This window comes from Nonlabens sp. MB-3u-79 (assembly GCF_002831625.1).
Taxonomy (GTDB): Bacteria; Bacteroidota; Bacteroidia; order Flavobacteriales; family Flavobacteriaceae; genus Nonlabens.
The window spans coordinates 935,375-948,463 of record NZ_CP025116.1 but is presented as its reverse complement, the minus strand read 5'-3'; the positions used below and the strand labels follow the sequence as shown (position 1 = coordinate 948,463).

The 13,089-nt window shown below is 34.9% G+C and carries 11 protein-coding genes; all 11 read left to right on the top strand.

The features are described from left to right. Positions 1-16 precede the first annotated feature (16 nt). The 11 genes from CW736_RS04275 (at position 17) to CW736_RS04225 (ending at position 13,073) form a co-directional block, all read left to right on the top strand. A complete protein-coding gene (locus CW736_RS04275) occupies positions 17-1,057 on the top strand; it encodes a hypothetical protein (protein WP_101012727.1) in 1,041 nt (346 codons plus the stop codon). Next, the gene (rfbC, locus tag CW736_RS04270) at positions 1,054-1,587 is read left to right on the top strand and encodes a dTDP-4-dehydrorhamnose 3,5-epimerase (protein WP_101012726.1); all 534 of its coding nucleotides are present in this window, start codon (positions 1,054-1,056) and stop codon (positions 1,585-1,587) included. The genes CW736_RS04275 and rfbC overlap by 4 nt, the downstream gene beginning before the upstream one ends. Before the next feature lie 18 nt (positions 1,588-1,605). After that, the gene (gene rfbD, locus CW736_RS04265; protein ID WP_232735418.1) at positions 1,606-2,445 is read left to right on the top strand and encodes a dTDP-4-dehydrorhamnose reductase; all 840 of its coding nucleotides are present in this window, start codon (positions 1,606-1,608) and stop codon (positions 2,443-2,445) included. Between the two features lie 87 nt (positions 2,446-2,532). Further along, entirely contained in the window at positions 2,533-3,660 is a 1,128-nt protein-coding gene (gene gmd / locus CW736_RS04260; protein WP_101012725.1) for a GDP-mannose 4,6-dehydratase, read from the top strand. Between the two features lie 1,179 nt (positions 3,661-4,839). Continuing rightward, positions 4,840-5,904 carry a GDP-L-fucose synthase family protein gene (locus tag CW736_RS04255; protein WP_101012724.1) on the top strand — a complete coding sequence of 355 codons (1,065 nt, stop codon included), beginning with the start codon at positions 4,840-4,842 and terminating at the stop codon, positions 5,902-5,904. 4 nt (positions 5,905-5,908) lie between these two features. Then, complete coding sequence (locus tag CW736_RS04250) at positions 5,909-7,225, top strand: flippase (protein WP_101012723.1); 1,317 nt, start codon at positions 5,909-5,911, stop codon at positions 7,223-7,225. Next, the gene (locus tag CW736_RS04245) at positions 7,207-8,631 is read left to right on the top strand and encodes a hypothetical protein (RefSeq protein ID WP_101012722.1); all 1,425 of its coding nucleotides are present in this window, start codon (positions 7,207-7,209) and stop codon (positions 8,629-8,631) included. Before CW736_RS04250 ends, CW736_RS04245 begins: the two co-directional genes overlap by 19 nt. Positions 8,632-8,852: 221 nt before the next feature. Continuing rightward, a complete protein-coding gene (locus CW736_RS04240) occupies positions 8,853-10,058 on the top strand; it encodes an O-antigen polymerase (protein ID WP_232735417.1) in 1,206 nt (401 codons plus the stop codon). Further along, the gene (locus tag CW736_RS04235; RefSeq protein WP_232735416.1) at positions 10,037-11,299 is read left to right on the top strand and encodes an O-antigen ligase family protein; all 1,263 of its coding nucleotides are present in this window, start codon (positions 10,037-10,039) and stop codon (positions 11,297-11,299) included. Before CW736_RS04240 ends, CW736_RS04235 begins: the two co-directional genes overlap by 22 nt. Then, on the top strand, positions 11,296-12,345 hold the full coding sequence (locus CW736_RS04230; protein ID WP_101012720.1) for a glycosyltransferase: 1,050 nt from the start codon (positions 11,296-11,298) through the stop codon (positions 12,343-12,345). Before CW736_RS04235 ends, CW736_RS04230 begins: the two co-directional genes overlap by 4 nt. After that, positions 12,342-13,073 carry an SGNH/GDSL hydrolase family protein gene (locus CW736_RS04225; protein ID WP_101012719.1) on the top strand — a complete coding sequence of 244 codons (732 nt, stop codon included), beginning with the start codon at positions 12,342-12,344 and terminating at the stop codon, positions 13,071-13,073. The genes CW736_RS04230 and CW736_RS04225 overlap by 4 nt, the downstream gene beginning before the upstream one ends. The last annotated feature ends 16 nt before the right edge of the window (positions 13,074-13,089 follow it).

Below are 13,089 nucleotides of genomic sequence, written 5' to 3'. Positions count from 1 at the left end.
AAAAAATAACAACTTCATGGACAACCAACCTAACAATAATCAAGAACAAGAGGTAGATTTAGTACCTGTTTTTGTGTGGATCAGCAATGGATTTAAGAATCTTTTTAGTGCCATAGGAGGATTCTTTAAAGGAATTGCACATTTCCTTATTTTGTTTTTAATCTTTATTAAAAATAACATCATATTATTAGGGGTCCTATCCATCTTAGGAGGAGGCCTTGGGATGTATACCAGTAGAGAAAATAAAAAGAACTTTACGGCACAATTAAGAGTACAACCTAATTTTGAAAGTGCTGGACAATTAATTTCTAATCTCGAATACTACAAGTCCTTAGTAGATCAAGAAGATTTTAAGAACCTAGGGAAGGAGTTAAACATATCTATAGAAGAAGCTAGTCAGCTGAAAAACTTTGAGATAGAAGCTAATTTTAACGATACAGAGCTTCTTGAAGAATACGATTTCTTGGCACGCAGCGCAGACACTATTGCACTAGAAAACTACACCTTTGAAGGCTTTAAACAGGCAAAAAGAGCTATTGATTACCAATTTTATAAAGTAGAAATAGTTTCTAAGGATAGAGCAGTTTTAGAAAAAGCAGCCTCAGTAGCTGTTCAAGTAGAGGATAACCCACTGATCAAGGCGCAACGATTAGCCAGTAGGGAAACAACGGCCTTTAATATTCGCAATATGGAGTATCAATTGCAAGAGATTGATTCCCTAATAGGAGCATTTCAAGTGTCCATTAAAAACACCGATTCTAAGGCCTCTCAAGGCACCAGTGTATTTGTCAATGGACAGAATAAAACCGATGTGTTTAGAGATTTGTTTAACGAAAAGTCCAAAACCTTATTTAACCTGGAAATTGAGCGGGAAAAGAAATACAGTTACGAAAACACCGTAAATATCGTTTCTTATTTTATTAAAAAAGGAGTGATAGAGAAAAAGCACCTTACGCTTACTTACGCATTGGTGTTTTTTGGTTTAGGTCTTCTTATAGCATTGGTACCATTGGTATTGCGATTTTTAAATAACTATCAAAAAGAAGCTATCAAGTGAATATAATTGAGACACCACTTTTAGACTGTAAGATTATTGAACCCGTTGTTTTTAAAGATGCTCGAGGTAAATTCTGTATCGCTTTTGACAGTATCGCTTTCGCGAAAGCTTTACCTCAACAAGCAGCTTTTATTACTATTAATGAAAGCACCTCTTCTTATGGTGTTTTAAGGGGCTTACACGCCCAAAAAGCAGATGCAGCACAAACCAAGCTGATAAGATGTGTACAAGGTCGTATACTAGACGTTGCAGTAGATTTTAGACCAGACTCACCTACTTATTTAAAGCATTTTACTATAGAGTTGTCAGGAGATAATCACAAACAGTTACTTGTGCCTAGAGGCTTTTTACACGGCTTCTCCGTACTTTCAGAAACGGCTATTGTGAATTATCAAGTAGACAATGCCTATCAGCCAGAAATGGAAGTGGGCTTGAGGTACGACGATCCAAAATTAAACATAGACTGGCAACTGCCGGAAGAAGACATGATCCTTTCTGAAAAAGATGAGAAGTTGGGATTCCTCAAATAACCACTAAATTTTACCGTTTTGAAAATTCTTATTACAGGTGCAAATGGCATGTTGGGAACTGCGATAAAAGCAGCCTTGCAAGAACAAGAACTCTTCTGTTTTTCAAGTAAGGAACTGGATATTTGCTGTAGTTTTCAATTGGATCAAAAGGTCAAAAATATACGACCAGATTACATCATCAATTGTGCGGCCTACACAGCGGTGGACTTAGCAGAAGCCGAAGAAGAAAAAGCTTTTAAAATAAACGCGCTTGCTGTTCAGAAAATGGCGCAAATCTCAAAACAATACAAGGCTACTTTAATTCATTTTTCTACAGACTATGTTTTTAAAGGCGATGCTGCAACTCCATACGAGACGGATCATGAAACAGATCCTATAAATGTGTATGGCGCGAGTAAACTTGCAGGAGAAAAGGCCATTACTCAAATAGGGTGCAAACATTATATTTTTAGAATTTCCTGGCTGTACGCACCACACGGCAAAAACTTCTTTAAATGGGTGGCTGGAACAGACATGAAGGAATTGAAAATAGTCGACTCTCAAACCGGTTCTCCTACCAGTGCGCTAGATGTAGCTGCTTTTATACATCACACCATTAAAAACGATCCTACAGCTTATGGCACCTATCACTTTACCAATCAAGGAGCGTGGACCTGGTTTGATTTTGCACAAGCGATTAATAACAAGTTGGATTTAGGTAAAAAAATAACTCCAGTAGCAGAGTTTAAAACCGCTGCAAAACGACCCGCTTATAGTGTGATGAACTGTGAGAAAACAGAAAGTGTTTTTGATTATCAGATTCCTTCTATTGAAGAAGGCTTGGATGAGGTGGTTTCACATTACACCATCAAGTCTTAGGTTTTAGAAAAGAGATCGCACAGTTCATAATCACATTGTTTAATAAACGGCTTCAAAACCTTATTTTTACAGCTTTACAAAAAGAATATGTCTGTACAGCATCATAAAGTAGCCTTAATCACTGGAGTTACCGGTCAAGATGGCGCCTATTTAAGTGAGTTTTTATTAAAAAAAGGATATGAAGTACACGGTATCAAACGCCGTGCTTCTTTGTTTAATACAGATCGTATCGATCATCTGTATCAAGATCCGCATGAAACTGATGTAAAATTTAAATTGCATTACGGTGATCTTACAGATACGACTAACCTTACCAGAATTATTAAAGAAACGCAGCCAGATGAGATTTATAACCTCGCGGCGATGTCACACGTACAAGTTTCTTTTGAAATGCCAGAATACACCGCAAATGCAGATGGTATAGGGGCCCTACGCATTCTAGAATCGGTACGTATACTTGGTTTGGAAAAGAAAACCAAAATCTATCAAGCCTCTACCTCAGAATTATATGGTAAAGTGCAAGAAATACCACAATCAGAAACCACCCCATTTTATCCGCGTAGTCCTTATGCCGTAGCAAAAATGTATGCGTATTGGGCAACGGTAAATTATCGGGAAGCTTATGGCATGTTTGCTTGTAACGGAATTCTTTTTAATCATGAATCTCCAGTACGAGGAGAGACCTTTGTTACTAGAAAAATTACTCGTGCGACTTCTAAGATCGTAAAAGGTCTTCAAGACAAAGTCTATTTAGGAAACCTAGATGCCAAAAGGGATTGGGGACACGCCAAAGATTATGTGCGCATGATGTGGATGATCCTGCAACACGATGAGCCAGAAGATTGGGTCATCGCTACAGGAACTACGACTAGCGTGAGAGATTTTATACGCATGGCATTTCAGTATGTAGGTATAGACTTAGAGTTTACAGGCGAAGGCGTGGAGGAAAAAGGAACAATAAAATCTTGCTCCAATCCGGACTACCAATTAGAAATAGGTAAAGAAGTCGTAGCCGTAGATCCGCGATACTTCCGTCCTACAGAGGTAGATTTATTGATAGGAGATCCTACAAAAGCTAAAGAAAAATTAGGTTGGGTTCCAGAAATTGCACTCCAAGAACTGGTAAATGATATGATGCAAAGTGATTTACACCTCATGTCTCGCGAGGAATATTTGAAAAAAGGCGGTTACCGCATCAACAACTATTTTGAATAAGCCTAGCCCTTTCCAATGGAAAGGGAATTTGAACTCGAACTTGAACTCGAAAATTGAAATAGTTTTTAATAAAGTAAATAGCCTTTATAAAAGATCAAATTAAAAAAACGAAATGTGTTCCTTTCCTTTGGAAAGGATTTAGGATAGGCTAAGAGGCTTTTGAATAAAGAATATCGATTAAAGAATATGGAATATAGAAGTTGTAATTGAAAAACAAACAACTCCTTCCCTTGAGGGAAGCTTGGGATGGGTGTGTTATAAGAAAACAGCTTTAATATAAGATGAAAGCAATAAACGATCGAGAAGAGGTCCTTTCCTTTGGAAAGGATTTAGGATAGGCTAAGAGGCTTTTGAGTAAAGAATATCGATTGAGGAATATGGAATATAGAAGTTGTGATGTGTGTTTTATAAAAGAAGCGCTTTAATATAAGATGAAAGCAATAAGCGATCGAAATGTGGTTCTTTCCTTTGGAAAGGATTTAGGATAGGCTAAGAGGCTTTTGAGTAAAGAATATCGATTAAAGAATATGGAATATAGAAGTTGTAATTGAAAAACAAACAACTCCTTCCCTTGAGGGAAGCTTGGGATGGGTGTGTTATAAGAAAACAGCTTTAATATAAGAAGAAAGTAATAAACAATCGAGAAGAGGTCCTTTCCTTTGGAAAGGATTTAGGATAGGCTAAGAGGCTTTTGAATAAAGAATATCGATTAAAGAATATGGAATATAGAAGTTGTAATTGAAAAACAAACAACCCCTTCCCTTGAGGGAAGCTTGGGATGGGTGTGTTATAAGAAAACAGCTTTAATATAAGATGAAAGCAATAAACGATCGAGAAGAGGTCCTTTCCTTTGGAAAGGATTTAGGATAGGCTAAGAGGCTTTTGAGTAAAGAATATCGATTGAGGAATATGGAATATAGAAGTTGTGATGTGTGTTTTATAAAAGAAGCGCTTTAATATAAGATGAAAGCAATAAACGATCGAAATGAGGTCCTTTCCTTTGGAAAGGATTTAGGATAGGCTAAGAGGCTTTTGAGTAAAGAATATGGAATATAGAAGTTCATTCCAAAGTGAAGTACTTAGGATTGGAAAAGTTATTATAAAGAACATATAAATACAAATCATTAAGAAAAAAGTCCTCACCCCTGGAGAGGATTTAGGATAGGCTAAGAATAAAGAATGGAGAAATCTTCAAAAATATACATTGCTGGGCATCGTGGTCTGGTGGGAAGCGCTATTGTGACGGAGTTAAAAGACTTAGGTTTTACGAACTTTATCTTGCGCACTCACAAAGAATTAGATCTTACCAACCAACAAGCTACCGCCCAATTTTTTGCTGATGAAAAACCAGAATATGTATTTCTGGCAGCAGCAAGTGTAGGAGGTATTGTGGCAAACAACACCTATAGAGCCGACTTTATTTATAAAAACTTGATGATTCAGAATAATGTGATACATCAGAGTTATTTGAATGGGGTGAAGAAATTATTGTTTTTAGGAAGCACCTGTATTTATCCTAAAATGGCGCCACAACCTATGTCAGAAGACAGTTTGCTTACCGGGCCTTTAGAATATACCAACGAACCTTATGCCATTGCAAAAATTGCGGGTATCAAGATGTGCGAGAGCTATAATTTACAATACGGCACCAACTTCATTTCAGTGATGCCTACCAACTTGTATGGGCCTAATGATAATTTTGATTTACAAAAATCTCATGTACTACCAGCATTGATTCGTAAAATGCATCTAGGCAAGTTGTTGATGCAAGGCAATGAGCAAGCTTTATGTGAGGATTTAGGTGTGGACTATAAAATCGCGCGCCGCACAGAGCTTGTCGAAGTGAAAGCGGAATTACAAAAAAATGGCATCACAGAAAACGGCATTTCGTTATGGGGAACAGGAACTCCTAAACGGGAATTTTTATGGTCACATGATATGGCCAAAGCTTGCGTTTATTTAATGGAAAATATTGATTTTAAGGAGGTAAAAGGAGTTGACAAAGACATAAGAAATACCCATCTTAACATAGGGACAGGAGAAGATATTGCCATCAAAGACTTGGCAGAGCTGATCAAAAAGACCGTAGGTTATCAAGGCAATCTCGATTGGGACGCCTCAAAACCAGACGGTACCCCACGCAAACTCACTGATGTATCCAAGCTTCATAAGCTGGGCTGGAAACACGAGGTGGAGCTGGAAAAAGGAGTGGAGATGATGTATGCGGCTTATATAGAAAATTAAAATATTGTTATCTAAAATATTCAAATCTGTAGAAATATCTAGGTATTTCAATAACGCACTATGGCTTCTAGTAGAAAAAGGCGTACGAGTTATCGATGCTTTTTTTGTAGGTATATGGATTGCAAAATATTTAGGACCTAATGATTATGGAACCTTAAGTTATTCAGAGTCTTTTGTGTATTTATTTACTGCCATAGCCGGACTAGGTTTAGATCAAATAGTAGTAAAAGAACTGGTAAAAACACCTGAAAAAAGAGATCAGATTATAGGCACAGCAATGGTTTTAAGGACCTTAGGCTTTATGGCGATGGTGTTTATTATGTTGCCAGTTCTTTATTATCAACAAGAAAGCACAACGACACTTTATATTATTGGACTTCTTTCATTATCAGTGGCTTTTCAAAGTTTTAAAATAATTGATTTTTATTTTCAAAGTGAAGTTAAAAGTAAATACACCGCAATATGTAATATAATTGTCATAGGATGTTTAGCCTTATTAAAGGTGTATTTTATACTATTTGAATACTCATTATTGTGGTTTGCATTTGCTATACTTCTAGAATGGGTTTTACTAGCTATAGCCTACATAATTGTCTATAAAGGGCAAAAATTAAACCCATTAAATTGGAGCTTTGAAAAAGAAGTAGCAATAGAGCTTTTTAATAAAGGGAAGTTATTAATATTAGGTTCTGTTGCGGCGGCGCTTTATATGAAAATAGATCAAGTAATGATCAAGCAATTCCTTAGCGAGTATGAAGTAGGTATATATAGTGTTGCTGTTAAACTTACTGGTGTATGGCTTTTTATTACAGTAACGATTACACAGTCTATTTTTCCATCATTAGTTGCTTTGAGAAAAAAAAGCAGAGTACAATTCATTAATAGATTGCAAAAATTATATGATTTATTAATGAAAATAGCTATTTCTGCGTGTGTTCTTTATACTTTTTTCGGCTCTATAATGGTTCAAGTATTATTTGGTGAAGAGTATGCGGCAAGCAGTGGATTATTAAGTATTTATATTTGGTCCATAGTTTTTGTCTTTTTAAGTAATGCCTCATGGAGTTATTATCTTAATGAAGGATTAGAAAAGTTAGCGAGTTTTAGACTTATATTAGGTGCCGTATTAAATATATCGTTGAATATATATTTGATTCAGGATTATGGTTTAAAAGGAGCTGCTTATGCTACCTTGATTTCATATTCTATATCGAGTTATTTTATAAATTTTTTCTTCAAGAAAACAAGAGAGAATTTCTACTTACAAACCAGGTCTATTATTAATGTTTTGAGACCTAAAACATGGATCAAACCATTATGAGTGAAGTTATTAGAAGGGAAGAATTAAAAACGCTTGAGATTTCTATTGATCAAGTATGCACTTTATTTTTTTATGGAGATAGAGTCATTAGAGGCGTTAATAAGGAATATATAGAGCAAGTTAAGGATATGATGTCTGGTGGTATGCTAGATGAATTAATTACCAAAAAACTCTTTGTTAAAACATGGATCTCTGACTTGAAAATAGAAGGATTTGATCTAGTCATTGAACATGAAAATATAGAGTTTTGGAATTACCCGTATGAGTGGTCATTCTCGATGTTACAAGATGCGGCAAATACGGTTTTAGATTGTAATGAAGTTGCAAACAAATACGGATATGAACTATTTGACGTACATGCTTTTAATGTGGTCTTTAACATGGCTCAGCCGGTTTATTTAGATTTTGGTAGCTTTATAAAAGTAGATGCCAAAAACGATAAGGCTTGGACGGGTTTTAACAACTTTTATAATTCCTTTTACATGCCTTTATATTTGTATAATAAAGGGTTTTCTGATTTATCAAACAGTATCTACTTACATTACGGACTCTTTAGTGATCGAGACTTGTTCTTGTTAAGAAATAAACATGTCACAATTCTAGGAAAGAAAATCACTTCCTGGATTTTTAAAATTCATAACAGCAAAAGGAGACTTGCAGCAGCTCGATATGTACGAGTTATTGAAAAATACGGGAAGCATAAACATATTGATAAGCTTTTAAAATTTAAAAAACTCTTTCAAAATAAATATTCTGTTTCTTACGCAAAGCGACTATTGAAAAGAGTATCAACAAGCCATATAGATTCTTACTGGAAGGATTATCACAATAATAAAAATCCTTCTCAAGACAATAGATTTTTGAGAATAACAGAAATCATTAATAAAGACCTAAGTGACGCTACTTCTTTAATTGAGCTAGCTTCTAATCAAGGTAAATTTGCTGATTATGTCAGAGAGAATACTCAGATGAATCAAATTATTGCCACTGATTATGATAAAAACGCTCTTGATCAGATTTATTTAAACAATAGATTTAGTGATAAAGTGTTGCCTTTGCTTTATGATTTTGTACGTCCTAATAATAGAACAAACACAAATAAAATTGAAGATAGAATTAATGCTGATGTAGTAATGGCACTTGCCGTGACACATCATCTTATACTTACTCAAGACATTACTGTAGATCATATTTTTAACGTGTTAGAATCTCTAGCTACTAAATATGTTATAATAGAATTCATGCCGCTGGGACTATATTCTGGTGATATGGATAACATACCAGAGGTTCCAGAATATTATACTTTAGAATGGTTTAAAACCAACTTTTCAGATAGATTTGATTACATCCTTGATGAAGAACTTGACATAAACAGACATGTTTTTGTAGGGAAAATAAAAAATTAGGAATAATGTTTTTAAGAAACACATTCATATTTGTTTACTTACTTGTAACGGCGTTCATATTTGCAACATTTGATACAAGTATTTCCTTATGGTTGTCTTTCTTCAGTAATGCAATTATCATTACGTTTATAACGTATTTCCATATTTTTATTGAAAAGACATACAGTCCTTTTTTAAGTACTTATATAGTTTTCAACTTCCTGTTTTTTCTGGTAGCTCCCATGTCTCAAGCAAGCACCATGACAGCTATGGAATTCCCGGTTTATGGGAATCAGTTTCCCTTTGATGAATGGGTATTTATCAAAACTAATTTTTTAATTTCTGGTTTTCATATTGTTTTTTTTCTCACTTATATAGGCACAAAAACTTTAATTAAAACCACTAAAAAACCACCGGTTAATTTAAAAGGTAAAACTTATATAATTCCTTTTATATTTTTAATCCTATCAGCCTTAATAATCATCACTAACTTTGGTTTTCTTGTGGATGAGTTTACACGGCCCAGCTGGAAAGTTTCCGATTATAACATCAGTGATTTATTAATCAGGACTAAGGTTCTTTTCATAATTCCTTTAGCAGGAATTGTTATCTCTACCAGTTACTTGATAAAATCAAAATTGACCGCAAGTAAGTGGCTTTTCTTAATAATCAGTATTGCTGTTTTTTTGATTTTCCTATTAGTTTTAAAGAACCCTTTGACAGAAAAAAGAAATGCATTAGGACCCATTTATTTATTACTTATTTTCCTTTTTTATCCTAAATTGATGAATAGTAACGTTAAAACAACATTTTTGCTTTTTTTCTCCATGATAGTTGCATTTCCTGCACTTCAGTTTTTAACACATGTAGATTATGGTATTGCAGACCTAATTTCTAATCCCAGTTTATTCCTGAGAAAAAATGATTTAAACCTTGGTTATATGTCGCTCAATTATGACGCCTTTATTAACATAGGTGTTGTTATTGAAATAGTAGAAGAAAATGGGTTGTCCTATGGTTTTCAATCACTGAGTGCATTTTTATTTTTTGTCCCTAGAAGTTTATGGCTATCAAAGCCAGATTCTTCGGGTCTTGTAGTAGGAGATCATCTCATTGAGAGATACGATTTTTGGTTTGCAAATTTGTCTAACCCTCTAGTTTCTGAAGGTTATATGAACTTCGGCTATTTTGGAGTATTTCTAATGGCCTTTTTACTAGCAATCACAATTGTATATTTTCTAACTTGGCTCAACAGTAAGGACTATTTAAAAAAAGCAATAGCTTTTTATTTTGCTATGCATTTGATCTTCCTATTAAGAGGGGATTTTACAAATGGATTTAGCTACTTTATAGGTACTTTAATAGGGCTTTACATCGTTCCTAAATCAATCATTTATTTAATAGGTATTGTTCTCGATCAAAAAATATGGGTTTCAAAGAAAAACTAACTAAATATCTACCTCAACTGCTTTTTTACATGACCGTGGCCATGTTTCTTATGCCTATTATCCCTAGAGGCGCGCGGCCTATTTTGATCGGCCTTTATGCAATGGCAGCAATTTCTAGTCAAATAATTGACCGAGAGCGTTTTAAATGGAATTATTTTTTACTTAATTCTAGTCTGTTTTTCTTCTTTTTGATCAGCTTATTGTATACTGAAGACTTATCCTATGGGTTCCGTAAGATTTCTACAGGAGCTGCCTTAATTATCTTTCCACTAGTTACCGCTAGCATGAGTAAAAGATGCTTATCGTATATTCTAGACAGGCGCTATACCTTAATGTGGTTTTTTATCATAGCAACCTTGATAGTCAATGTAGGCGCTTTTATCATATTTAGTAAGCAGTACAGCTTTGACGAGGTCATTCTGCATTTTGTCAACATCATAAGGTCAGATATCTCAGGATGGAAAATTCATCCCATTTATCTCAGTATGCATATAGGTGTTGCGATGATCTTTTCTTTGTTTTTAGTTCAAAAAGGACTCCATTGGAAAAAACTTATTTTACTCATTATCATCAATATTGTCTTTATAGGCTTTTTACTGATAATGATCAAAAAAGGACCCATTATAGCATTAATTCTTGTTGCGGCATATCTCGTACTCATGTTTAAGAACAAGAAATTGTACTACGTCTTTGGACTAGGGGCAATAGGCTTATTATCCGTAATTGTATTTAATCCTAAAGTGAACGAGCGTTTTTCTGAACTGTTACAAGTGCAAGATGCAGATGCCTCTTTAACCAACTCTACTAACATTAGGTATTCAATTTATAAATGTGTTACCAGCGTTATTCCTGATGCTGGAATTTTCGGTTATGGTATAGGAGATGGAAAAAATCAGCTCATAGATTGCTACAAGGAAGACGCAGCGTTTTTAGCATCTCATCGCTATAATTCTCACAATCAATTTTTAGGTATCATTTTAAATGTAGGCTATCTTGGATTGTTGTTTTTCTCCTTATTCCTACTCTACCACCTAATCAGAGCCTTTTATAAAAAAAATTATTTATTTATTGCAGTACTTCTTTTCTACTGTATAGTGATGTTCTCAGAAAATGTTTTAGAAAGAGAAAACGGAGTGCTCTTCTTTTCTTTTTTTATAAACCTATTTTTGATGCTGGATTATAATTTTGACAAGAAGCGACTAAAGTCACCTCCTTTAGATAATTTTAAAACGTCTCCTTGAAAAACCTTTACCACATAGCAGAGGATGTTTCTAGAGCTAGCGGAGGGGTGCGCACGGTTGTTAAAGACATTCAAATACAATTTCCAGATTCAAAAATTCTAACGACCGTAAAAGATCAAGACGACCTTGATATTCAGGAGTTTTCTAATAAAGGGCCATGGTTGTATTCCAGTGATTTAAAAGCCCATTTAAATGGTTTAGTCTCAACGTCTATTTTTCATATCCATGGTGTGTGGATGCATGCACAATATGCCGCTGCAAAAACTGCTGCAAAGAGTAATATTCCTTTTGTGCTTTCTCCACATGGTATGTATGAACCTTGGCTTTGGAAGGAGGGTAGGCTTAAAAAGAAACTGTATTTCAAGGGGGTTTCTAGTTCCGCTTTCGCGAAAGCGAGATACATACACGCCATAACACCAGAGGAACAAAAGAACCTACAAAAGCTATTTCCTAAAACGGAAGTAGTGTGTATTCCCAATGCGGTAGAAATAGAAGAGATGGTAGAGAGAAAAGCGCCGTCAAGACCCTATTTCTTGTTCTTAGGACGTATTCATCCCAAGAAAGGCCTAGAATTATTGCTCAATGTTTTTGCATCGCTTAAAATGCTTGATTTTGATTTAAAAATTGCAGGTCCAGAAAACGATCACAGCAAAGAATTACAACGACTCGCACAACAAGACCCTCGCATTAGGTTTCTAGGGGAGGTAAGAGGGCTAGATAAAAAACACCTTTATAGAGATGCACACGCCTTTGTAGCGCCTAGTTATTCTGAAGTAGTTGGAATGGTGAACCTAGAAGCTGCCATGATGGGAACACCTGTAATTACAACACATCAAACAGGACTTCTAAATGAATGGAGTCATAATGGTGGAATTCTTATCAATCCTAATCGTGAAGAATTAAGAAACGCCATGGTTGATACTTCAAAATGGACCAATCAAGAAAGGGACATGGCAGGTAAGAAACTGAGAGAATTTGTAATTAAGGAGTATTCGTGGAAAGTAAATAAACCTAAATGGGAAGCGATTTATAATTCTATGACATGAGAAATTCCTTATGCGTTTTAAGCTGTACATTTCTTTTGAGTGCTTGTTCTAGCCCATTAGATAAATACCAACTTCCGGAAATCACTACATCGCAAATTCTTGTTACAGAGCTTTACAATTCTCACAAGCTTATAACTGATAACGATAAGTCCTCAAAAAAAACTTCTTTTAAAATACAATTCCATGGTCAGTCCATAGTCAAAGGAATCAAAGAAAAACGTATTAAGGAAACCTTAGAAGGTGCTTTTACCGCTACTAATTTTGAAATTATAAACACTGCTCGTAGTGGTCTTCAAGTGCCACAATTACTACCGCTAATGGCAGAAGATATTTATCCGCAACATGCTGATTTACTTTTTTTTCACGCCTATGGCGGCACAGAAACTGGTGAATTGGAACAGTTCTTTAAAAACTTAAAAACCCATTTCACGGGAGATGTGATTATCTTTAATCATCACTTGTCGTATCCAGAAGATAAAAAACACAATAAAAAGCTAACCGATCTAGAAGATAAAACTTCAATAGAAATGGAAAAATTAGCTTTAAAATATGCTTTTGGTTTTATTGATTTACGTGGCGAGTGGCATAAGTTTCTAGATCTAAATAAGGAAGTGGCGCCGCAAGACTTATTAAGAGATGGTATTCACCCTAATGATGATGGAAAATTACTTTTAGAACATATTTTGATGACCCACTTTACAGCTGCCATACAAACAAGTGAAGAATAGTGAACACTCTATGACA

Coding starts and splice junctions, on each gene's coding strand:
- CW736_RS04275 (WP_101012727.1), top strand. CDS start 17: ATGGACAACCAACCTAACAATAATCAAGAACAAGAGGTAGATTTAGTA.
- gmd (WP_101012725.1), top strand. CDS start 2,533: ATGTCTGTACAGCATCATAAAGTAGCCTTAATCACTGGAGTTACCGGT.
- CW736_RS04255 (WP_101012724.1), top strand. CDS start 4,840: ATGGAGAAATCTTCAAAAATATACATTGCTGGGCATCGTGGTCTGGTG.
- CW736_RS04245 (WP_101012722.1), top strand. CDS start 7,207: ATGGATCAAACCATTATGAGTGAAGTTATTAGAAGGGAAGAATTAAAA.
- CW736_RS04240 (WP_232735417.1), top strand. CDS start 8,853: ATGTCTCAAGCAAGCACCATGACAGCTATGGAATTCCCGGTTTATGGG.
- CW736_RS04235 (WP_232735416.1), top strand. CDS start 10,037: ATGGGTTTCAAAGAAAAACTAACTAAATATCTACCTCAACTGCTTTTT.
- CW736_RS04225 (WP_101012719.1), top strand. CDS start 12,342: ATGAGAAATTCCTTATGCGTTTTAAGCTGTACATTTCTTTTGAGTGCT.